Here is a 22,176-nt window from a genome sequence, read left to right on the forward strand (position 1 = left end):
CCCTCCAATCGACACTTTATTCTGCTAGAACAGGCTCTGTTCCATCTGATGATTCAGTGTGTTGCGGGCCTGCTGCTGCATCTTGGCTGCTTCACATGCGTGCAAGCTGTGATACGCCCCGGCTTCCCCCATGGTTGAGCAAGCGGGCTGAGGTCCTTTGAAAAGACTCCCTTCCACTTGCTCGCGAGCCTTTTCTTGCCGATTTTTGACCTGCCATTTCTGACAAACCTTGATCGGGGTTCCGTAAGCCTCGTGGGCCAGTTCGCAATGCGTTGCCGCGAGGGCGAACAGGGCGTGAGCCAGGCTGTAGGTGACGGCCAGTACGATGATTGCAGTTTTCATGAGTGCTCCTTGTTGAAAATAACGCTTGCGCGTCTATGGTTATGCCTTTTCAGGCTGGATGAACCCAGAGATAGGCTCTGGGTTTTTCTATCGGCGGTCTGTTGTCGTGAAAATGACTACAGGGACACGTAATTTACGCGACGCACCTCCGTGACTGTCGCGTCTTTCGGCATTACTGTGGCGACTTCAACGGCTTCTTGTTCATTGGTTGCTATGTATGGCTCAGAAACCACGCTCCCGTTTTTGTATTGCAGGGTTACCCGATATACCTGATTCATGGGTTCCTTATCGGTTGTGCCCAGTAACACGCGTTCCACTTGCTGCATCACCGTGTTCTGGCAACGATTGGGTAGTTGCGAGAAAGGAATGGCATGGAATCCGTTGTCCTGCTGCGGGGTAACCGAATTTTTGAGTACCATGGCCAACCATTCCTCTTCGGTGCTGGTGGCCGTGGTATGGCCAAGACGGTCCATGGTGACCACATGGAGTTCGCGATCGTCTTTGTCACACGGGTCGATGAAATACGTCTCTTCCGGTAAATCGAAAACGATGGCATAGCGCTCGGTGAGCGATGCGTTGTTTTCGAGTACCCAGAACCGCAGTAACGACTTGTCGGCGACAACAATTTCTGCCGCAAACCCATTTTGTACAACATCGTGCTTATCAAACATGCTTTTTTCTCCTTAAATACACTGGATGGTTCTGATGGTCTTTGTTACCTGGACATCTTCTTCAACAATGCGGCACCTCTCCGTTGCGTCGATGAGATTCATACGGATGAGGTCACAACACCAGTCGAAGTCACAGACTAAATCTGTCCAGACTTTCAGCTCATCGGCGGACATTTTGTGGAAATCGTCTTTGTTCACATGGAGTGGTCTGACGATCTTCCGCAAGGGTTGCTGGATATAATTGACGCGACCCTGTTCACCGTTGGCACCACACTTCCCGCAACGATTGCTGACAGTAAGCCATTTTTGGTTCTTGTAGTGGTTGATGAGTTTTATTTTCTCGTCTTCCGGCATGTCCAGCGCCTTGATTTCCGATTCTTCCAGATACACATGGGTGAACCAGACGCCGCCGTTGCCGATCACCTTGTTCGCGATCGCAAGTTCTTCTGACGACAATGCGTCCGCGTCCAGTACAGAACAGTAGTTTCTCTGCCTGCAAGAACGGCACCAGGAGCGATATCCGGTGCCCTCGAAGTACACTTCGGTCAGACAGAGATAACCGCCGCTCCGGCCGGCGAAGCCCAAGCCATAGCCCACATGATCCTCTGTGAAGTCATAGATCTCATTGTCGGAGATGCGGTCAATGAAACCATCCACCTCCATGAGCTCGAATGCCTGGCCGCGCTGCTTTTCCGAAAGCCGCAGATTCCGGATTTTGACATTATGGGGTCGCTTCAGGAAACGGAATTTAAAGTACGTTAAGCTCCCGCGAAGGGCCGCAGCGACCGATATTTGCCCTGCTTGAGCTTGGCGCTCCGCCGCCACAGGTAATCCCCCGTCAGATTGATGTGTTCCCAGCCCAGGGGAGACAAGTACTGCAGCAGCGTTTCGTTGACCACTTGCCCATGCTCCTGCAGGGCGCTGACTGCCCGCTCCAGGTACACGGTATTCCACAGCACGACAGCCGCCGTCACCAGATTCAAGCCGCTGGCTCGGTAGCGCTGCTGTTCAAAGCCGCGATCCCGGATCTCCCCCAGCCGGTTGAAGAATACTGCCCGAGCCAACGCATTGCGGGCCTCCCCCTTGTTCAGTCCCGCCTGCACCCGCCGGCGCAGTTCCACGCTTTGCAGCCAATCGAGGATGAACAGCGTACGCTCGATGCGCCCCAGTTCGCGCAGGGCCACCGCCAGACCGTTTTGACGCGGATAGCTGCCGAGCTTCCGGAGCATGAGTGAGGCTGTCACGGTTCCCTGCTTGATGGATGTCGCCAAGCGCAGGATATCTGCCCAATGGGCGCGGATGATCTGGAGGTTCAGGGTGCCGCCAATCATCGGTTTGAGGGCGTCATATCCGGGACTGTCCTTGGGCAGAAACAGTTTAGTTTCCCCCAGATCCCGGATCCGCGGTGCAAAACGAAAGCCCAGGAGATGCGTCAGCGCGAAGACATGATCCGTGAAGCCGGCCGTGTCCGTGTAGTGCTCTTCGATCCGCAGATCCGACTCGTGGTACAGCAGCCCATCGAGCACATAGGTCGAATCGCGCACGCCGACGTTGACCAGCTTGCTGCTGAACGGTGCGTATTGGTCGGAGATGTGGGTGTAGACCAGCCGCCCGGGCTCCGCCCCATACTTCGGATTGACGTGCCCGGTACTCTCGGCCTTGCCACCGGCGCGGAAGCGCTGACCATCCGATGACGAGGTGCTGCCGTCCCCCCAATGCGCGGCAAAGGGGTTGCGCAACTGCGCGTTGACCAGTTCGGCCAGGGCCGTCGAGTAGGTCTCGTCGCGGATGTGCCAGGCCTGTAGCCAGGACAGCTTGGCATAGGTCATGCCGGGGCTCGATTCCGCCATCTTGCTCAATCCCAGATTGATGCCGTCGGCGAGAATGGCTGTCAGCAACAGGGTCTTGTCCCGGGCCTCATCGCCGTTTTTCAGGTGCGTGAAGTGGCGGGTGAATCCGGTCCAGGCGTCTACCTCCATCAGCACTTCAGTGATTTTGATGTGCGGCAGCAACGCCGCTGCCTGATTAATCAGTGCTTGCGCTGCGTCCGGCGCCACCGCATCCAGCGGGGTTATTTTCAGGCCGGAGTCCGTGATGATGGCATCCGGCAGGTCATCGGCGGCCGCCAGCTGATGGGCACTGGCGAGCTGCTGTTCCAGGAGCGCCATGCGCTCCTGCAAATAGGCTTCGCAGTCGGTGTTTACTGCCAGCGGCAGGGCGCCGGCCTGAGTGAGATCATCGAACCGCCCGGCGGGGATCAGGTAGGTGTCAAAATCCTTAAACTGGCGTGATCCCTGCACCCAGATATCGCCGGAGCGCAGGGCATTTTTGAGTTCTGACAGGGCGCACAGCTCGTAGTAGCGCCGGTCGATACCGTCCCCGGTGACCACCAGTTTTTTCCAGCGCGGCTTGATGAATCGGGTCGGGGCGTCAGCGGGCATTTTGCGGCCGTTGCTGTCATACAGGTCGCGGATCACTTCGATGGCATCGAGCAGGTCTTGGGCCGCCGGCGCGGCCCGCAACTTGAGGGGTTTGAAGTCCAACGGAACGAAAACGTACGCTAAGGCCATTCATCCAGCTCCGAAGGCTGCTTTAGTGGTCTGAGCTGGCCATTCAGCACCTGTTCTGCCAGCGTAAACGAGTAGTGTCCCAGCATGTTCACATGCTTATAGCTGAGCGGGGATAATCTGGCTTCGTCCTCTTCCTTCACTTCCTCGCCCCGTTGTCGTAAGTGATCCAGGGCAGCTTGCATGTAAATGGTGTTCCATAACACCAGAGCATTGGTCACCAAACCCAGCACGCCAAATTGATCTTCCTGACCCTCCCGATACCGTTTCCGTATCTCACCGCGCTGACCGTGACAGATAGCCCTCGCGACTGCGTGACGGCCTTCGCCCCGATTCAACTGGGTCAATATCCGGCGGCGGTAATCCTCATCATCCACATAGTTCAGCAGGTACAAGGTTTTGTTGATCCGGCCAGCTTCAATGATGGCTTGTGCCAGACTGGAAGGACGATCACTTTTCAGCAGCGATCGGATCAGATCGGAGGCCTGCACGGTACCGAGCTTGAGAGAACCTGCGATACGCATCATGTCTTCCCAGTGATGCTCAATCTTTTGGGGATGGGCGCAATTACGCGCCAGGTCATTCAATGCACCGTAGTTGGCCTCTTTGTCCACGCGCCAGAAAACAGATTCACCGGCATCAGACAGGCGTGGTGAAAACTGATAGCCCAGAAGCCAGAACAAACCGAACACCATATCGCTAGCACCGGCCGTGTCGGTCATAACCTCTATCGGGTTCAGGCCGGTTTGCTGTTCCAATAGCCCCTCCAGAACAAAGATGGAATCACGCAGTGTTCCAGGGACGACAATGCCATGAAAGCCGGAGAACTGATCCGAAAGAAAGTTGTACCAGGTAATGCCACGACAAGAACCAAAGTACTTTCGGTTAGGTCCGGCATTGATGGTGCGGATAGGCGTCACAAATCGCATACCATCGGCGGAGGCAACTTCACCGCCACCCCACTTTCTGGCCAGAGACAAAGTGGATTGGTAGTCCACCAGCTTGGCATTGGCTTTCACAAGAGTCTCTGCCCGCAGGTAATTCTGTTTGACCCAGCTCAGTCGGTACCGGGTCAACGCGGGCACCTGGTGCTTGATCAGCGGCTCCAGACCGATGTTGCAGGCCTCCGCCAACAACACCGCGCAGACGCTAACAGTGAGGCCTTCGGCGCGGGCATTGGATTCGCTGACATGGGTAAATTCGTCGGCAAAGCCGGTATGGGCATGGATCTCCAACAGCAATTCGGTGAGATCTACGTTGGGTAATAAGCCATCCACCTGTTGCGAGAGGCTGGTTAGGCTGGGCGGCTCATCCAGTTTGTCGAAGGGGGTAATGGTTAAGGTGGGCCGCTTGCCAGACAAGTCCAGTTCGATCGCCTTATTGTTATCAAAATTTTCGGCCACCTGCTTGTAAGTGACATCCAATTGGCGTACCAATCCATCAATGGCTTCCCGAGGATTAAGTGGGTGACCAAGTGACCGGCAGACCTGAATGCGATTGGCCTGCCATTCAGCACCTTGCAATAACTTGGCTCTTGGATCACACCAGCGGTCGCTATTCTCGAGATAGATGTCACGGCGGCGCAGGCTGTCTTGCAGCTTATCAAGAAAGCACAGTGTATAGCCGCGTTTGGTCACGCGCCCTTCTTTATCAAACACCAAATGTTTCCAGGGATTGGAAACGATATCCAGCGGAGCCTCTTCCAATAGCAGCTTGCGCGATTCCAGCCGGCTGGCCAGATACTGATACGCTTCCGAAGTTGCCTTGCCTGCCGGTGCCGCTTTGAACTCGATATCACACAGTAATTTCGGCAAGAAACGCCTGACCCGGCCATACTGCTCAATCATTTCATCCTGAAAGTTATGGTCATAGGGGCGAGCCAGTTCATGGACGGTAGCAATTGACTCTGCCAATTTTTCACGCGGAAATTTGGCAAAGATAGCTGACCTCAACAGCTCGTCATGCATGCTTTCATTGAGTATCAGGGCACACACCTCAGCCAGAGCCAACGCGGATTTATCCAGATCTTTCAGCGTTCGCAGCCGTTTCTTCTGACCTAACTTTTTCGCCTCCCCGGCGATATGGGTAATCAGTAAATCCAAGATGTCCAGGGCATCGTCGAGGGCGATGGTCTCATAGGCCTTGACGAAGGCAACCAGAATGGCAGCACGCTTATTCTCTGGCATTCTGGCTATTTTGTGCATGGAAATCATACCGGCGTGACGCGCGATATTTTTAAAGCGCACGGGAGGAATGCCGGTAAAATCCAGTTCATGTATGCCGAAGGCCTTCAGTTCTTGGTAACGGTCAACCGCTTCATTGAAGGCGGGACCACTAATGGTCACCGGTCCCTTGCGGTAGCGGTCAAAGCAGGAAGTTCTTGATCCTTCTGGAATCTGAAGCAACTTCTCAAGCTTGGTGATTTGAGCTGGTGTTGGCAATGCTGACAACCGCTGCCACAAGCGATTGGTGGCCCGTTCCCGTATTTCTGAAATCAAGCGCGTCAATGTGGAAGCGCCGGGCAAGAGAATTTTATGTTGGATGAGCCAGCCGGTGGCCAGATCGAAAAGCAGGCTCGGCCTCTCGTTGCTGATCCAGCTGCGCGTGTAAAGTATGCGGCTCAACCGGAATGACCATGGCCAGGTGAATTCTCGGTATTGGTACTGGTTTCTAATCAAAGCAGCATGTTCCCGCCGTGTAGTTTCCCGTTGCGCATAAATGGACAAGATCGCGACATCAGCAAGGCCAAGTTGCCGGGCAACAAACCATTGCACGTTGACCGGTATCTGTGAAAGATCTGAGAGGAAGGTTCCCAGAAATCGAACGCAACCCAACTGCAAGGCGACACCGAAACGGTTTTGATTGCCGCGACGATTGTTGATGAAGGCAAGGTCGAATTCATCCAGGTGAAAATAACGGGCCAACTGAACTTCATTCGGTTCGCCAGAGAATTGGCCATAGCTGATTTTCTGTTCCGAGGCTAAAAAATCGACGGGCATGCGCTCCCCCAAAGCTGTTCAATAAGCGCGCTTTTCAATGTCTATAAACTTATAACTTTGTGGACATGATAAAAGGATCCCCATAAACTGTCCATTAAGTCGTTAAACCATCAATTAGTAGACGTTAGGTCTATCAATCGAATTAGGAGACAGTTTTTGCCATGAGATTCTTTGGGTATGCCCGGGTTTCCACGAGTCAGCAGTCCCTCGATGTACAGGTGAAGGCCCTCAAGGCTGAAGGCGTCCATGCGAACCGGATATTTACCGACAAGGTATCCGGCAGCCACGTGAACCGCGCAGGCCTCCAGATGCTACGGCTCAAGGTAGAGGAAGGCGATGTCATCCTGGTAAAAAAATTGGACCGGCTGGGCCGCGACACGGCGGACATGATTCAGCTCATCAAGGAGTTCGACGCCATAGGTGTGGCCATCCGATTCCTGGACGACGGGATCAGTACCGAGGGAACCATGGGCAAAATGGTGGTCACCATCCTGTCAGCCGTGGCCCAGGCCGAACGGCAACGCATATTGGAACGCACCAACGAGGGTCGTCTTGAAGCTAAAGCCAAGGGGGTTAGGTTTGGCCGCAAGCCCACGGTGGACAAAGACCAAATCCGTATTCTCTACAAGCAAGGGATAGGGGCAACAGAAATTGCGAGGCGGTTAAAAATAGGTCGCTCAACGGTCTATAAAGGACTGGCTCCGGATAAACTGGTAGCAGATGACAGCAAATCATGAAAGACGTTTCAGAGCTTAGCGTACGTTTTCGTTCCATTGGACTTCAAACCCCTGGACCCGGGCACCGGCGAGATCCGGCAGGCGCAGATTTTTGTGGCGGTGCTGGGGGCTTCCAGCTATACCTACTGCGAGGCCACCTGGAGCCAGAGTCTGCCGGACTTCCTGGGCTCCCATGTCCGGGCCTTCCGGTACTTCGGCGGAGTGCCGACTCTCCTGGTCCCCGACAATCTCAAGGCGGCGGTCACCAAGGCCTCCCGCTATGAACCCGAGATCAACCGCAGCTATCGGGATCTGGCCACCCATTACGGGACCGTAGTGCTTCCGACACGCCCCTACAAACCCCAGGACAAGGCGAAGGTCGAGGTCGGCGTACAAGTGGTGGAGCGCTGGATTCTGGCGCGTCTACGCCACTTCCAGTTCTTCTCGCTGATGGAGCTCAACAGGGAGATCCGCCGCCTGCTGGAGGACCTCAATCAACGGCCCTTCAAGCGCCTGCCCGGCAGCCGCCAAAGCGTCTTTGAATCCTTGGACCGGCCCGCCCTACAGCCCTTGCCCGCACAGGACTATGTGTATGCGCTCTGGAAAAGCGCCAAGGTGAGTATCGACTCCCATGTGGCCTATCAGGGGCATTTTTACTCGGTACCCTATCGTCTGGTCAGTGTGCGGGTTGACCTGCGGGTCAGTGCCCGGACGGTAGAAATCTTCCACCAGCAACAGCGGGTGGCCAGCCATCCCCGCCAGACTCTGCTATGCAAAACATTTCAAAGAGCTAAAGATTCATATTCCACGATATGGGGTGGTAAACCTGATGCTGAAAGATGGTTAACCAATGACGTTGATCGACAAACAAACGGGTTAGATCGTGGTTTCGCACGATCTAATCTTATTCGTTAGGGCTTGGTCAGCAATTCATCAAGTCGTGGCTTTTGATGAGCAAATGTTCCCCATAACGCCTCGCAGCCGATCACCGTGATAGGCGCGACCCGCACCCCATAGCGTGATTTGGCTTCCTCAGCCACGCCGGGAGCAGTCACGTCACGTTCCTCATATGCGACATGGTGTTCTTCGAGGTAACGGCGCACGGCAGCGCAGTCGGGGCAGCCGGGACTCGTGTAAAGCAACACGGGATCATACATTGCGGATCGGCGTGCAGGGCTTCAGCCCCGCACCTCCGCAACATAGCCTTCTTCCTTGACCGCTGCGGTCAATGCGGTAGTGTCGGCCTCACCGTGCACTACGGCTTCTCCTGGCTCCAGCGTGACATCCGCCTTTTCTACGCCGGGCACGCCTTCCAGCGCCTTCGCTACGGCACGCACGCAATGCTCGCAGGTCATGCCAGTGATCTTCAGATGGATATCGCTCATGGGTTTTCTCCTGTTGCGAATGAAGTAAAAGGGCTATTCAATATGCTCGAATAGATATTATTTAACCGCGCATGGCATCAGCCACACGCTGGAGTTTGTCGCGCACCTCAATGCCGAGCGTGGTTATTTGCGGCTTCTCCACCATGCCAAGTACGGCGGCGGGATCCATGAATACCACGCTCACGCTGCCATCGGCTTCGGTGCGCACCACCACGTTGCAGGGCAGCAAGGCACCGATGTCGGGATCGGCCTCCAACGCCTGATGAGCGTAGGACGGGTTGCAAGCACCGAGAATGACAAAGGCCGCTCATCAATGCCCAGTTTGGCCTTGAGCGTCGCGGCGACGTCAATCGTGGTGAGCACACCGAAGCCTTCCACCTTGAGGGCCTCGGTTCAACCAGCTCTACGGTGGTATCAAAATCGCCCTTGGCGGGTACGCTGAAAACGAACTGACCCATATGGTTTCTCCTCGTTTGAACAAATCGCTCAGGAATGAGCAGGTTTGAGGGCGGTATTCTGTACAGCACCCGGCGTTACCGTTGGTACATAAGCCTTGAGCCGTTTAAGGCGTAAGCTGTTGCTGAGCACGAAGATGGAGGACAGCCCCATGGCTACGCCAGCTACCATCGGATTCAGATGAATGCCGATAGGCACGGCCACGCCAGCCGCGACAGGGATCAGTAGAATATTGTAGAAAAAGGCCCAGAACAGATTGCCACGGATATTACTCAGGGTGCGCCGTGCGGCCGTCAGTGCCGTGACCACTTCGCCGAGTTGCCCGCGCGTGAGGGTCACGTCTGCGGCTTCGATAGCGATGTCCGTGCCTGAAGCCAGTGCAATACCGACATGGGCCTGTGCAAGAGCTGGAGCGTCATTGATACCATCGCCGACGAAGGCGACCCGGCGGCCCTGTTCCTGCAATTGGGAGACGACTTTCGCCTTATCCTGAGGCAGCACCTCGGCATGCACCTGCTCGATATGTAATTGCCTGGCAACAGACTGAGCGGTAGCCCGCCCATCGCCAGTGACCATGGCCACCTGCAGCCCACGCGCGCGTAATGCCTGTACAACCGCATACGCCTCCGGTTTGATGCGATCGGCAATGGCGAGCCACCCGATCAGCGTTGCGTCGATCGCGACGAACACCACTGTGCGCCCGTCATTCTCTCTTTGTGCCGCAGTCTCGGCACTATCTCCCAACAGCACATTTTCGCGCTCCATAAAACGTCGGGCGCCAACACGCACCATACGGCCTTCCACTTCACCTTCGATCCCATAGCCGGCAATAGAGCGGAAATTTTTGACCGTAGGCAAGTGCATACCGCGCTCGTCGGCCGCAGTGACAATAGCCCGCCCGAGCGGATGTTCGGAAGCCGATTCCAGCGCTGCAGCCAGACGCAGTGCTTTAGCGGGATCGGAACCACCCTGATCAACGAGGGCAGGACGGCCTTCGGTCAACGTGCCGGTCTTGTCGAATAGCAGTGTGTCGACATGCGATAGCGTCTCCAGAGCCTCGCCTTTGCGAAACAGCACGCCGAGTTCCGCCGCGCGTCCGGTGCCCACCATGATCGCCGCTGGTGTTGCCAATCCCATGGCACAGGGGCAAGCCACCACCAGCACGGCGACTGCCGCGACCAGTGCGATGCTGACATTGCCTGTCAAGACGATCCAGACGCCAAAAGTTGCCAGCGCAATGGCCAATACGACCGGAGTGAACACCCGGACCGCGCGATCGGTCAGCCCCTGAATTGGAAGTTTGCCAGTCTGGGCGCTCTCAACCAGATGGATGATATGGGCCAGAACCGTATCATGCCCGACGGAGGTGGCCTCTACGACCAATCGCCCATCCTGGCAGATGGTGCCACCCACTACGTTGTCATCCATGGCCTTGACCGAAGGCAGTGGTTCGCCGGTCAGCATAGCCTCGTCTACATGTGCGCGCCCCTCGACTACGCGTCCGTCCACTGGAATGCGTTCGCCAGGGCGCACTACGATGCGCTCGCCAGTGCGCAGTCGCGATACCGGTACCTCGTGCTCGATACCGTTTGCATCCAGCCTATGCGCGGTCTTTGCCTGCAAGCCAGCCAACTTGCGAATGGCCGATGAGGTGCGGCCCTTGGCTAACCCCTCCAAGTACTTGCCAGCGAGTACGGCTGCGATAACGACTGCGGCTGAATCGAAATACACATGTCGTGCATCGAGCGGAAACCACGCGGGTGCTACTAACACCAATGCGCTGTAAGCCCACGCGGCACCCGTGCCGGTGGCCACCAGGGAATTCATGTCTGGCGACAGGTGACGGTAGGCGATCAGTCCTGGCCTAAAAAACCGCCTACCGGGACCGAACAACACGATACTGGCAAGCACAAACTGCACCCACTCCCAGAAATGTGCAAAAGGGCTGGTGACCATTAGGGCGCGGTCAAAAGCGGGGAAGAAGGAGGCACCCATGGACAACACCAGAATCGCCATAGCCAGCACTGCAGCGACGATGACATCACGGCCCATGGCGCGCAAACTCGCACGGCGCTGGTCTGTCTCATTGCCATCCTGTCCCTCGTCTTCCTGAACAGGATGCGCGGCGTAACCCGCCGCGCTTACAATGCTGGCCAACTCCTCCGTACTGATCATGGCTGGGATGTAGCGTACATGCGCACGCTCGGTAGCCAGATTCACCACAGCCTCCAGCACACCAGATTGCTTTCTGAGTGCACGCTCTACGCGACCCACACAGGAAGCGCAGGTCATGCCCTCCACCACAAGATCAATCTCATCGGTCACCGGTGTGTAGCCGGTCTCGCGGATCGCTCCGGCAATGCGGGCGGCATCGAGTTGCTGTGGGTCGAAAAATACTTCGGCGCGCTCGGTCGCCAGGTTTACACTGGCCGAGGTGACTCCGGGCAGCTTTCCCAATGCCCGCTCCACCCTAGCGCTACAAGAGGCGCAGGTCATCCCGTCTATGCCAATCTCAAGCTGTCCACGAGTTTTTTCATCCATAAACAAGTCCCCTTGCGGTGATACCCGCTACGTCTAGTGGATTACCTCATTACAGGGGGTTCCTGTAAAAGCTATCTACCACCACCATCGGTCCATGATAAACGTTAAGGCCAACTACAAGGTCAAGAGTGTTTTTTGTGTTAGGACTACACGTTCTGTCACTGACTGACTAATACAATTCCGAAAACATTTTCGACTTGAAACTGAGGAGAAGCGAGTTTGACCATTTCCTCACAACGCCCTCCATGTGCTCTGTTTTACATTTTTTAAAAATGTTGTCAGAGTAGTTACTCTGATTGAGATCTTCTGGTCGAGTTATGTTAAAACTTCGCCGCTACTTTCGTTCGCTGGCAATATTGTCCTTGTTCCTTATTGGAACCTGGATGAGCAATGCTGCGGTGGCGATGCCACAGGGTATATCCTGTGTTGAAATGCACGGGATGTCCATGATGGGGATGTCCATGGCGAACATGCCCTATTGCCGGGATAACCCCGGCATGGACATGCGGATGATGAATCCCCATTCCGAAGCGATGAGTAGTCAGTGCATGGCGATCTGCGCTGAGACGCATGCGCCAGGCGGATTGCGCTTTTCTGGAATCTCTGTGCAGACTCCCATGTGGATTGGTTCTGTGACATGGACCCGCTCTCAGTTTGTCGCGAAGGATCGTCCCAGTTTTTTCCTCCCTGAATCCTCTTACCATCCTCCACCGCTTCTTCACATACGATTGACCCTTTAAGTTCTCCTCAGCAAGTGGGCACTCCTTTTTTCAAAGGAGATAATGTCATTGATTTGCTATGGAGATTTTCATGGATGCCAATCTATTGGAACGATTATCAGCCAAGAACAGTATGCGGCTCTTGGCCGGGATGTTACTTTGCTTTTCAACGGCCGCAGCATGCGCTGATCCGTTAAGTTTGAAGGACGCGCAAGCCATTGCCTTGCGTCAAAACCCGGGGCTCGGCGCGCTGACCCAGAAAATAGTAGAATTAAAACATCAGGCCGTATCTGTAGCCCAGTTGCCTGATCCGCACTTGTCTCTGGGCGCTGAAAATTTACCCCTCAACAGTTTTTCCATGAACCATCAGCAGATGAGTATGCTGAGTGTGGGGCTGAGTCAGACTTTTCCCTCCTTCGGTAAACTGGGGCTGGAAGGTCGACAAACACGCGTGGAAGCCGCAGCAGCCACGGACACCCTGCAAGGCCAGTCCGCCGAATTAGTCTTATTGTTACGCCGCGCCTGGCTGCAAGCGCTTTATAGCAACAAAGCCATAATGACGGTCCGGCATCAGGAACAGTTGCAAGCCGAGAGCGTGCAGGCCGCACTGGCGCTCTATCGATCCGCACGGGGATCGGAGGCCAATGTACTCCGGGCCCAACTGGCACGAGACGATCTTGCGAATGACATCAGCAAATTACAAGCCGAACGAACGCGTTATCTTGCACAAATTGCCCAGATCCTGAATCTATCGCAGCCACCTTCCATACAAAACCGATGGCCGCATCTCCCGTCCCCCAAAACCTTGCGAACCGCAGAAACCCGTCTTTTGGGGCAACCCCTCTTGCGCTCTGCACAGGCGCAATCGCGCGCTGCGCAAATCGGGGTACAAGTCGCTCAACGGAGCTATTGGCCCAATGTTACCGTCAGTGCTGCCTATGGTCAGGATTTTCATCCGGGCAGTCCGAACTGGTTGTCTGTGGGCGTCAACCTGAGCCTGCCTATCTTTCCGGAAGACCGTCAGGCTCAGAATGTGGACGCCGCCCGAGCCAAGGCACTGCAAGCCCAATATCGTTATGACGATCAGCACCTGGTGCTGATCCAGCGGTTACGCAGCACATTCGCCCGTTATACCGCTCTGAAAAAAGAATGGACACGGACTGATGAACACCTACTACCCAAGGCACAGCAGGCATTTTCAGCGACACTCGCTGCTTACACCTCGGGACAGGCCCACATGGATGCAGTGTTGCGCACCCAAAATGCGGTATTGCGCTATGCGCTGACCCGTCTGCAGTATCGCCGTGATCTCGCTCTCAGTGTCGCGGAGCTCGATTTCCTCACCACGCAAGGGAGGACAACGTCATGAAATTCCGTCAATGGACCCTCCCTGTGGGACTCCTTGCGCTGGGTGTAGCCTTGGGTGCCGGCGGGGCATGGTGGTTACGAACGCCCAGTGCCGTGCCGAATCTCACCAAAAGCCAGCAGCTTTCCCCAAACAACAGCACCGACCAGCGCCATATTCTCTATTGGGCTTCCCCCATGAATCCCAAGATTCATTCGAATCACCCGATGAAGGACAACATGGGCATGGCCTATATCCCGGTCTACGCTCCCGGCACCAATGCACAAAAGCCCTCGGGATTGCATATCAATTCACAGATGGCGCAAAACCTGGGGGTCCGTCTTGTGCAGGTTCAGGAACGGCAGATGGGTCATACCATTCACACCGTAGGAACCGTGGCTGTGGACGAAAACCGAGTATATTCAGTGAACCCGCGCTTCTCCGGTTGGGTGGAACAGTTGCGTGTCCGGGCGGTGGGCGACACGGTGCAACGCGGTCAGGTGCTTGCCGAGATTTATTCTCCGGCATTATACAGTGCCCAGCAGGAGTATCTCATTGCGCGGCGCCAACAGGGACGAACGGCAGATCCCGCCCTGCTGGCGGCTGCTCGGATGAAATTGCAATTACTCGGGATGTCCAGAAACGAGATTACTGCACTCGCCCTGCACGGTCATGCTGAGCGGGATGTCGCATTAAGGGCGCCGGCTTCTGGCGTCATCGAGAAGCTCAACGTGCATCAGGGCAGCTATATCGCACCGCAGACCGAACTTTATCAAATTGCCAATCTCGACCGGGTTTGGGTGAACGTGGCGCTCTACACCTATCAGTTACCCTGGATACAGACGGGTGACTCTGCCCGCCTGCATTTACCTGCTTACCCGGAGGAGCGCTGGAAAGGGTCTTTGAGCTTCCTGTATCCGACGCTGAATGCCCAAAACCGGACGGTTACAGCACGCCTGAGCGTTCCCAATCCGGAGGGGAAACTCCGCCCCGGCACCTACGCGGATGCCACTATTTTAGCCCGCCCTGAGAAGTCGCTGGCCGTACCAAGCAGCGCCGTACTGCATAGCTCTGAGGGCGATTTCGTGATGCTCGGCGAGGGTCATGGGCATTTCCTACCGGTACAAGTCCGCTTAGGGCCAGCGTACCGGGGATGGGTAGCTATCCCAAAGGGCCTCCGACGAGGCGATCGGGTTGTGGAAAGTGCGCAGTTCCTGCTCTATTCCGAATCTCAATTCCAATCCGTACGGGCGCGCATGTTGGGCGCGAATACTGCCCGAGTGGAGTCTGCGTCGCCCGTTGTGGCAAAGAACCGGTCAACGCCTGTATCGGAAAAACCCAAAAATTCTCCCCCAGCGTCCATGGCCAACATGAATATGGGAGGCAAAAGCCATGATTAAAGCCGTGATGCGTTGGTGTCTCAACAACCCATTGTTGGTGGTCATTGCCGGCTTGGTCGTAATCGTTGCCGGCGTCCTCTCCATCCTGAGCATTCCACTGGAAGCGCTTCCTGATATTTCGCCGACTCAGGTTATTGTCAAAACCTCTTATCCGGGACAGGCTCCACAAATCATTCAGGATCAAATCACCTATCCCCTCGAAACGACTTTGCAGGAAGTGCCCGGTGCCAAAGCCGTACGTGGCTATTCCATGTTCGGGGATTCCTATGTTTACGTGCTGTTCAAAGGGGGTACCCCGATTTATCAGGCTCGGAATCTGGTCCTGCAATATCTCAACCAAGCCCAGGGTCAGTTACCAGCCGGGGTAACCCCAGCCCTGGGGCCGAATAGCTCAGGGGTGGACTGGATTTATGAGTATGCCCTCACAGATCCCAGTGGCTCACTCAACCTTGCACAACTTACCACCTTGCAAAACTGGTCTCTGAAATTTGCCTTGCAAGGCATTCCCGGTGTGGCCCAGGTCGCGACGGTGGGCGGGATGGAGCAGGAGTATCAGGTGGTTGTCTTCCCTAATCGTCTGCTGGCCTACAACCTCACCTTGCCACAGGTCGAAGTGGCTATTCGTGCGGCCAATGGCGAAACCAGTGGTTCCGTCGTGGACATGGGAGAGTCGCGCTACATAGTGCGCACCTCCGGCTACATTCACTCATTGAAAGATTTACAACAGACCCCGCTTGGTGTGCGCGACGGCGTGCCCGTGACGCTGCAGCAAGTGGCACGGGTACAATTAGGCCCGGTTCTACCCAGTGGTATTGCCGAACTGAATGGTCAGGGTCCAGTGGTGGGTGGCATTGTCATGATGAATCAAGGGGGAAACGCCAATGCCCTGATACAAAAGATTCAACAAAAACTTAAAAGCTTGCAGGCCTCGCTGCCGGCTGGAGTGAAGGTAGTGACCACGTACAGCCAGCGCCCCCTGATTCAACGCAGCATTCAGACGCTCAGTGGCAAACTGCTGGAAGAGTGTGTAGCCGTCCTGCTGGTGACTTTGCTGTTTTTATTACGGATCCGTTCGGCGCTGGTGGTCCTGATTGCATTGCCGATCGGTATACTTGGCGCTTTTATCGTGATGTATGCTCTCGATATACCGGCAAATATCATGTCCCTTGGGGGAATCGCCATTGCGATTGGCATTATGGTCGATGCGCCCGTGGTCATGATCGAGAACATGCATAAACATATGGAGAAAGGAGAAGCCCTCAATCCTTGGCAGACTGCCTGGATAGCGGCGATGGAAGTTGGCCCCGCGCTGTTTTTTTCCTTGCTGATTATCGCGGTTTCCTTTCTGCCCATCTTTGCGCTGGGTGGACAAGAAGGGAAATTGTTTGCGCCGCTGGCTTTTACCAAAACCTTTGCAATTGCCGCCGCCGCCATTCTCGCTATCACCCTGGTGCCCGTCCTGATGGCCTGGCTTATTCGGGGGAAGATTCCCGTTGAACAGAAGAATCCTTTAAACCGGGTGTTAGCGGGCCTGTATCGTCCTGTTATACATGGCGTATTGCAAGCCCCTTGGCTGGTCGTTATCGGGGCCGTGCTGGTGGCTGCGACGCTCGTTTATCCCTGGCAAAGACTGGGTACCCAGCTCATGCCGCCCCTGGATGAAGGGACGCTGCTGTATATGCCCGTTGCCCAGAATCCTGCCATTTCTTACGGTGAATCTGCGGCGCTTTTGCAGTTGACGGATCGCATTATCAAAACCTTTCCAGAAGTGAAAACCGTTTTTGGGGAAGCGGGACGGGCGCAGACTGCTACCGACCAATCACCCCTTTCCATGTTTGATACGGTAGTCACGCTTAAACAGCGCGATCATTGGCCCGCCCATATCAGTATGGACAAACTGCGTGACCAGCTGAATCAGGCCTTGCAGATTCCGGGTCTGAGTAACGACTGGACACAACCCATCAAGGGGCGGGTGGACATGTTGACGACCGGGCTGCAAACCCCTCTCGGGCTCAAGATTACGGGGCAGAATTTGGCTACCTTGAGTCTTCTGGGGCAGAAAGTCCAAGCAGTGCTCCAAAAAGTGTCCGGTACCCAGACAGCGTACGCCGCCAGAGTAACCGGCGGACGTTATATCGTCGTCCATACGGATCGGGCCGCCGCCGCACGCTATGGCATTTCAGTGGCCGACGTGAACCGACTGGTGGAAACGGCTATCGGTGGTAAAGTCCTGACTACGGCCGTAGAGGGTGTGCAACGTTTTCCGGTGGATTTGCGCTATCCTCGCGATCGTCGGCAATCACTTTCAGCGCTGATGGACAGTCGTGTGGCAGCGCCCAATGGTGCGCAGATTCCCCTCGCACAGTTGGCGCGGGTAGCCATGGTCAATGGGCCAGCCATGCTCACCAGTGATGATAGCCAACTGAACAGTTGGGTCACCATTGATCTGAAACCGGGGACGAGTATTGGCACTTATGTGGCCAGGGCGAAACGGATGCTCGCGCATCAGGTCCATCTGCCACCGGGATATACCATAAACTGGGTCGGCGAATATCAGAGCATGCATCGCGCCAATCAGCGTTTGCAGATTGTCGTGCCGATGGTTTTGTTACTGATAGCCTTACTGCTCTATCTCAATTTTCGTAATGTGGTCGAGGTGGCTATTGTCCTGGTCACTTTACCATTCTCTCTGGTAGGTGGTCTCTGGCTGGTTTATGTACTTCATTACAAGCTCTCGGTAGCGGTGGTCGTGGGTTTCATCGCCCTCGCCGGTGTGGCCGTCGAATTTGGAGTAGTCATGCTCCTTTATCTGGACGAGGCTCTGCAGCATCGGCGGGCCCGCGATGCCTTGCAAAACCGGCACGATCTGCAGCTGGCGATCATGGAGGGAAGTATGCTCCGCCTGCGCCCGCTGGCCATGACGTTTACCCTGGTCGTTGTGGGCCTGCTGCCCATCATGCTCAGCGAGGGCACAGGCGCTGATATGATGAAACGGATTGCAGCACCTATTATCGGCGGCATGTTGAGCGCAACGCTGCTAGCCTTGCTCGTTATCCCTGCTCTATATGCCTTATGGCAACGGCGTCGTCTAAGATTGCGGTAATACTCAGAAAAGGAGAAATGTCATGGACAGAAGACAGTTGTTGAAGTCGATATTGTCGGCACTGGCTATAGCAGGTTATGTACAGGCAGACCGGGCTAATGCTTCTGGTATGGGCAGCATGATGGGAAACATGATGGAGGGTAATGACCATGACCACGAAGGCATGCGTGCCATGATGTCACCGGAGAATCGTGGACCCATGCGTACCGGGATGGAGTTGTTCCAGGTGCATGCAGAGGTGCATCGCAAAGTAACTTTTTTGCCCAATGGGATACACGCGGTCACGATTTCAGCCGTACCACATACAGTTGCTTTACTCCAGGCACATGTGACCCAGATGTATCAGCGCCTGGCGGAAGACCAACCTTTCCCCTATCCGGCCAGTCGAAGCGTTCCCGTCATGTTTGCTCATCCAACGCTATACCAGCGAAAACTGGACTATCTCAAGGATGGGGTGGCGGTGACAGAAACATCATCAGATCCGGAAATGATCCAGGTGATTCATGCCCACGCGCGTGAAATTACGCGCTTTGTCAAAGAGGGCATGCCTGCGATGATGCGGGGAATGATGTCCTCATGAGATGCAGGGATGCGGGCTCAATATTTCAGACTGTTTTGGATTCAAAAAGCGTGAAATTTTGCCGGAGTCCATATCCTTCTCTATACTGAGCCATTCCGAATAGTGAACCTTACGGTCGGACTCCAGCTATATCTCCATCATGAAGAATCTGTAGATGGACCAATTGCCTAAATTTCAGTTGGGATCATCTACTCTGTAAATTATCAAGTAGATGAGCAGCATCAGAATAACCAGTGTTAGCGATATGCTCACCGGGCCCGTACCCAGACCAAGGCCACCGAACTGAAGGGGTTTGTCTGTCCAATCTGCGAAAGAGGCTCCCAATGGTCTTGTCACTGTGGATGGAAAGAGTCTTTGTCCATTTTAGTTTTTGGGGCAACACGAGTGCAGAGGTATCATGTGCTAGTCCTTTGCCAGGGTAATGACCACATAGATGCTCGCTTTACCCTGACGGACCAACATGGGAATGGGTTGATCTTTGGGCAACCCGGCGACAATACGCGCCAGGTCGCTGACATTTTGGACATCGTGCTGATTGATCTGCTGAATGATCATTCCGGGCATGAGTCCCGCCTCCGCAGCCGGGCCTTCACTGACGCCCACCACCACGACACCATGGTGAACATCCAGTTGTTTTTCAATGTCTGGAGTCAGATTTTGAACATGAATATCCATCCGGCTGATTTTCAGGGTCTTTGCAGGCGCTGCCGGTTGGGTACTGCTGGGCTGTTCATCCATGTTTTTCGGCAGGGCGGTGACCAGAACATTTTTGGTTTCCGCGACGCCATGATGAAGAATGCCGACGCTGGCATGGGTACCCGGAACCGTGTTGCCGACCATGGGCGGCAGTTGGCCGACGTTGTAAACCGGTTTGCTGTCATAGGTCACAATGACATCACCGGGCTGAATGCCAGCTTTGGCAGCGGGGCTGCCCGGCATCACTGAAGCCACGAGGGCGCCGACCGGTTCCTGAAGATGCAGGGCTTGGGCCATTTGCGGCGTGACATCCTGCACTTCGACACCCAGGTACCCGAACTGAATGGGTTTATGGTCCTTGAAGTCCTGCACCACGCGCATGACGGTATTGATGGGGATGGAGAAAGACAATCCCATGTATCCGCCGCTATTGGTATAAATCTGATCATTGATGCCGATCACCTGGCCTTTCATGTTAAAGAGCGGGCCACCGGAGTTGCCGGGATTGATCGGTACGTCACTCTGGATGAAAGGAATGTATTCATCATCAGGCAGCGGCCGGTTCATGGCGCTGACTACCCCCTGGGTGACGGTATTGTAAAAACCGAAAGGCGCACCTACAGCCAGCAACCACTGGCCGACTTTCAGGTTATCAGAATTGCCGATGGGAACCGTGGGGAGATCCTTGGCATCAATTTTCAGCAGGGCCGTGTCGTAGCGTACTGAAAGTCCAATCAGTTTGGCTGGATAGGCATGATGATTGGTCAGGGTGACGACAATATGATTGGCACCCCGTACTACGTGACCGGCGGTGACAATGTAACCATCCGGGCTGATGATAAATCCAGACCCCAGAGATTGAATTTTTTCGTGCTGCTGATGGCTGGGACCAGCTTGTCCGGGTGCGCCGAAGTGCTGAAAAAACTGGTAAAAAGGAGAGTTTGGCGGAAACGGATTGTTCTGCTGGTGAATGACTTTATTGGTGGTGCTGCTGATGTTGACCACTGCCGGACCATAACGGTCAATGATGGGGGTAAAGTCGGGAAGGGCAACCAGCGCCTGTTGGGGTGCGGTGTTGGTGTTGATGGATAAGGCGGGTGCACTAGGGGTGGCATCGGCCTGTGCCCATTCAGTGGCACCCAGGGTAAAACCAAAGCACGCAGCAACAACAGCAGTAATCAGTAGTTTCGGGCGTTTCAACAGGGTTTTCGGGCGATTATTCGCCATAGGACTTATATGGATGCCTCCATGTGTGCAAGAGGATTGCGATATCTGGCATGTTGAGGTCGGGTTGCAGTCTTATATCCGGCCTTTGATGCAGGACAATCAGCCTGCTGGCCCTGATGAAATCCGCCAGGAAAGTCCTCATCTCCGAAGCGTCCTTATTAGGACAGAGACCACTCAGGTTCCCTTTCCTGCGGTCTGACCTGTTTTGCCATCAATCGTTTATCCGCCTGCGCAACTCCTTTTGCTGAACGTCAACAATTCTGTAACGGTTATGCTATGGCCGCCGCATTCCTGCCATAATGGGCCACATATTCGGTATTCTTCACCAGCAGTGCCCAGATGGTGCGTGCCATCTTGTTGGCCTGTGCCACGACCACCACATTGTGGGGGCGCCGACTGAGCAGTTTATCAATCCAGGGGTTTCGGTTCCTGATCTGGAAGTTGACAACGGCCCGGGCCCCATGGGTGAGCAAGGCGCGCAGATAGGTGTCTCCCCGTTTGCTGATACCCAGCAACCGGACTTTGCCACCGGTCCCGGTCTGGCGGGGAACCAACCCCAGAAACGCCGCAAACTCCCGCCCTGAACGAAAGGACTTCATATCCCCCACCGTGGCAATGATGGCGGTGGCTGTGAGCAGCCCCACGCCGGGGATGGCCATCAAACGCGTCACGGCTTCCTGACCTTTCTTCCACAGCGTCAGGCGTTGCTCGATATCGGCAATGTCCTGGTCCATCTCGTCAAGACGCTTTAATTGCTGACGTACCGTTTCCATCATCATCGGGGATGCCGTGCCTTCCAGATCGGCCAAAGCATTCGGCACGGCTTTCAGTCCCTGCTGGCGACCCTGGGGGAGATCCGCACCGAATTCATACAGCAAGCCACGGAGCTGATTCACCTGCATGGTGCGGATTTTGATCAACTGCTCCCGCATGCGGTGCAGGGCCAGAATGGACTGCTGCGCTTCGCTTTTGACTGCCACAAAACGCATCTCCGGGCGTTGTACCGTCTCCCAGATGGCCGCCGCATCGGCTGCATCGGTTTTGTTGGTCTTCAAGAAGGGGCGCACAAATTGCGCCGCCACCAGACGGATCTCATGGCCGAGCTTGCGGAGTTCCCGGCCCCAATAATGCGCACTGCCGCAGGCTTCCATCGCGATAATGCCCGGTTCGCGGTTCGCAAAGAACTCCAGGAGCGCCCGGCGCTTCAGCTGTTGGCGATGAATCTCGCCGGTTTCCATGTCCACCCAGTGCAATTGCATGACCTTTTTTGCCAAATCCAATCCATACGTTGTAATCTGCATGACGAGTCCTCCTTGTCCTTACTGTGGAAAATTCCACCTTGGCACCTCGATGCCGTCCGGATCAAGCGGGGACTCCCTCATGAAGCTCCCCGCTGCCGGTCCTGTAGGGGGAGGCATCCATTACATCT

At 55.3% G+C, this 22,176-nt stretch carries 16 protein-coding genes and 3 pseudogenes; 6 read left to right on the top strand and 13 right to left on the bottom strand.

What is annotated here, in order from left to right; translation table 11 throughout:
* Positions 1–24: 24 nt before the first annotated feature.
* The 5 genes and pseudogenes from B1757_RS13940 to B1757_RS13960 all read right to left on the bottom strand — a co-directional run bounded on the left by B1757_RS13940 (position 25) and on the right by B1757_RS13960 (position 6,579).
* Positions 25–342 carry a hypothetical protein gene (locus B1757_RS13940; protein ID WP_101538898.1) on the bottom strand — a complete coding sequence of 106 codons (318 nt, stop codon included), beginning with the start codon at positions 340–342 and terminating at the stop codon, positions 25–27.
* 116 nt (positions 343–458) lie between these two features.
* A complete protein-coding gene (locus tag B1757_RS13945; RefSeq protein WP_101538899.1) occupies positions 459–1,013 on the bottom strand; it encodes a hypothetical protein in 555 nt (184 codons plus the stop codon).
* A gap of 12 nt (positions 1,014–1,025) precedes the next feature.
* Positions 1,026–1,838: a hypothetical protein gene (locus B1757_RS13950; RefSeq protein WP_101538900.1), complete on the bottom strand. Its 813-nt coding sequence runs from the start codon at positions 1,836–1,838 to the stop codon at positions 1,026–1,028.
* A pseudogene (locus B1757_RS13955) lies at positions 1,772–3,544 on the bottom strand (Tn3 family transposase); the annotation flags it as partial. The gene B1757_RS13950 and the pseudogene B1757_RS13955, both read right to left, overlap by 67 nt.
* Before the next feature lie 29 nt (positions 3,545–3,573).
* A complete protein-coding gene (locus B1757_RS13960; RefSeq protein WP_101538901.1) occupies positions 3,574–6,579 on the bottom strand; it encodes a Tn3 family transposase in 3,006 nt (1,001 codons plus the stop codon).
* Between the two features lie 161 nt (positions 6,580–6,740).
* Here B1757_RS13960 and B1757_RS13965 point away from each other — a divergent pair, with 161 nt between their 5' ends.
* Positions 6,741–7,316, top strand: a complete 576-nt coding sequence (locus tag B1757_RS13965) for a recombinase family protein (protein ID WP_101538902.1) — start codon at positions 6,741–6,743, stop codon at positions 7,314–7,316.
* A 51-nt stretch (positions 7,317–7,367) separates the two neighbouring features.
* Positions 7,368–8,054 (top strand): annotated as a pseudogene (gene istA, locus B1757_RS13970) (IS21 family transposase); the annotation flags it as partial.
* A 152-nt stretch (positions 8,055–8,206) separates the two neighbouring features.
* Here istA and B1757_RS13975 read toward each other — a convergent pair.
* From B1757_RS13975 to B1757_RS15250, 5 genes and pseudogenes are all read right to left on the bottom strand, one after another.
* Complete coding sequence (locus B1757_RS13975; protein ID WP_438263629.1) at positions 8,207–8,440, bottom strand: glutaredoxin family protein; 234 nt, start codon at positions 8,438–8,440, stop codon at positions 8,207–8,209.
* A gap of 33 nt (positions 8,441–8,473) precedes the next feature.
* Positions 8,474–8,680 (bottom strand): CopZ family metallochaperone, encoded by a 207-nt coding sequence (locus tag B1757_RS13980; protein ID WP_101538904.1) that lies wholly within the window; start codon positions 8,678–8,680, stop codon positions 8,474–8,476.
* A 61-nt stretch (positions 8,681–8,741) separates the two neighbouring features.
* Positions 8,742–9,058: pseudogene (locus B1757_RS16215) on the bottom strand (DUF302 domain-containing protein).
* Positions 9,059–9,166: 108 nt separating this feature from the next.
* The gene (locus B1757_RS13990; protein WP_101538905.1) at positions 9,167–11,677 is read right to left on the bottom strand and encodes a heavy metal translocating P-type ATPase; all 2,511 of its coding nucleotides are present in this window, start codon (positions 11,675–11,677) and stop codon (positions 9,167–9,169) included.
* Between the two features lie 320 nt (positions 11,678–11,997).
* Positions 11,998–12,249, bottom strand: coding sequence for a hypothetical protein (locus B1757_RS15250; RefSeq protein WP_143484295.1), 252 nt, complete (start codon positions 12,247–12,249; stop codon positions 11,998–12,000).
* 280 nt (positions 12,250–12,529) lie between these two features.
* Here B1757_RS15250 and B1757_RS14000 point away from each other — a divergent pair, with 280 nt between their 5' ends.
* From B1757_RS14000 to B1757_RS14015, 4 genes are read left to right on the top strand one after another with little or no spacing between them, the layout of a single operon-like run.
* Entirely contained in the window at positions 12,530–13,765 is a 1,236-nt protein-coding gene (locus B1757_RS14000; RefSeq protein ID WP_172437738.1) for a TolC family protein, read from the top strand.
* Positions 13,762–15,141: an efflux RND transporter periplasmic adaptor subunit gene (locus B1757_RS14005; protein ID WP_101538907.1), complete on the top strand. Its 1,380-nt coding sequence runs from the start codon at positions 13,762–13,764 to the stop codon at positions 15,139–15,141. Before B1757_RS14000 ends, B1757_RS14005 begins: the two co-directional genes overlap by 4 nt.
* Complete coding sequence (locus B1757_RS14010; RefSeq protein ID WP_101538908.1) at positions 15,134–18,244, top strand: efflux RND transporter permease subunit; 3,111 nt, start codon at positions 15,134–15,136, stop codon at positions 18,242–18,244. Before B1757_RS14005 ends, B1757_RS14010 begins: the two co-directional genes overlap by 8 nt.
* A 22-nt stretch (positions 18,245–18,266) precedes the next feature.
* Entirely contained in the window at positions 18,267–18,824 is a 558-nt protein-coding gene (locus B1757_RS14015) for a hypothetical protein (RefSeq protein ID WP_172437567.1), read from the top strand.
* A 174-nt stretch (positions 18,825–18,998) separates the two neighbouring features.
* Here the strand turns inward: B1757_RS14015 and B1757_RS15255 are convergent, their stop codons facing one another.
* The 3 genes from B1757_RS15255 to B1757_RS14025 all read right to left on the bottom strand — a co-directional run bounded on the left by B1757_RS15255 (position 18,999) and on the right by B1757_RS14025 (position 22,048).
* Complete coding sequence (locus B1757_RS15255) at positions 18,999–19,160, bottom strand: COG4705 family protein (protein WP_253253671.1); 162 nt, start codon at positions 19,158–19,160, stop codon at positions 18,999–19,001.
* Positions 19,161–19,226: 66 nt separating this feature from the next.
* On the bottom strand, positions 19,227–20,747 hold the full coding sequence (locus tag B1757_RS14020) for a Do family serine endopeptidase (RefSeq protein ID WP_101536842.1): 1,521 nt from the start codon (positions 20,745–20,747) through the stop codon (positions 19,227–19,229).
* Positions 20,748–21,016: 269 nt separating this feature from the next.
* Positions 21,017–22,048, bottom strand: a complete 1,032-nt coding sequence (locus B1757_RS14025; RefSeq protein WP_101538909.1) for an IS110 family RNA-guided transposase — start codon at positions 22,046–22,048, stop codon at positions 21,017–21,019.
* Between the last annotated feature and the right edge of the window lie 128 nt (positions 22,049–22,176).

This window comes from Acidithiobacillus marinus, assembly GCF_002847505.1.
Classification (GTDB): domain Bacteria; phylum Pseudomonadota; class Gammaproteobacteria; order Acidithiobacillales; family Acidithiobacillaceae; genus Acidithiobacillus; species Acidithiobacillus marinus.

What these genes read in the sequence shown, in the direction of transcription:
- B1757_RS13940 (WP_101538898.1), bottom strand. Translation starts at nt 342, where the DNA reads ATGAAAACTGCAATCATCGTACTGGCCGTCACCTACAGCCTGGCTCAC.
- B1757_RS13945 (WP_101538899.1), bottom strand. Translation starts at nt 1,013, where the DNA reads ATGTTTGATAAGCACGATGTTGTACAAAATGGGTTTGCGGCAGAAATT.
- B1757_RS13960 (WP_101538901.1), bottom strand. Translation starts at nt 6,579, where the DNA reads ATGCCCGTCGATTTTTTAGCCTCGGAACAGAAAATCAGCTATGGCCAA.
- B1757_RS13965 (WP_101538902.1), top strand. Translation starts at nt 6,741, where the DNA reads ATGAGATTCTTTGGGTATGCCCGGGTTTCCACGAGTCAGCAGTCCCTC.
- B1757_RS13980 (WP_101538904.1), bottom strand. Translation starts at nt 8,680, where the DNA reads ATGAGCGATATCCATCTGAAGATCACTGGCATGACCTGCGAGCATTGC.
- B1757_RS13990 (WP_101538905.1), bottom strand. Translation starts at nt 11,677, where the DNA reads ATGGATGAAAAAACTCGTGGACAGCTTGAGATTGGCATAGACGGGATG.
- B1757_RS15250 (WP_143484295.1), bottom strand. Translation starts at nt 12,249, where the DNA reads ATGCGTCTCAGCGCAGATCGCCATGCACTGACTACTCATCGCTTCGGA.
- B1757_RS14000 (WP_172437738.1), top strand. Translation starts at nt 12,530, where the DNA reads ATGCGGCTCTTGGCCGGGATGTTACTTTGCTTTTCAACGGCCGCAGCA.
- B1757_RS14005 (WP_101538907.1), top strand. Translation starts at nt 13,762, where the DNA reads ATGAAATTCCGTCAATGGACCCTCCCTGTGGGACTCCTTGCGCTGGGT.
- B1757_RS14010 (WP_101538908.1), top strand. Translation starts at nt 15,134, where the DNA reads ATGATTAAAGCCGTGATGCGTTGGTGTCTCAACAACCCATTGTTGGTG.
- B1757_RS14015 (WP_172437567.1), top strand. Translation starts at nt 18,267, where the DNA reads ATGGACAGAAGACAGTTGTTGAAGTCGATATTGTCGGCACTGGCTATA.
- B1757_RS14020 (WP_101536842.1), bottom strand. Translation starts at nt 20,747, where the DNA reads ATGGCGAATAATCGCCCGAAAACCCTGTTGAAACGCCCGAAACTACTG.
- B1757_RS14025 (WP_101538909.1), bottom strand. Translation starts at nt 22,048, where the DNA reads ATGCAGATTACAACGTATGGATTGGATTTGGCAAAAAAGGTCATGCAA.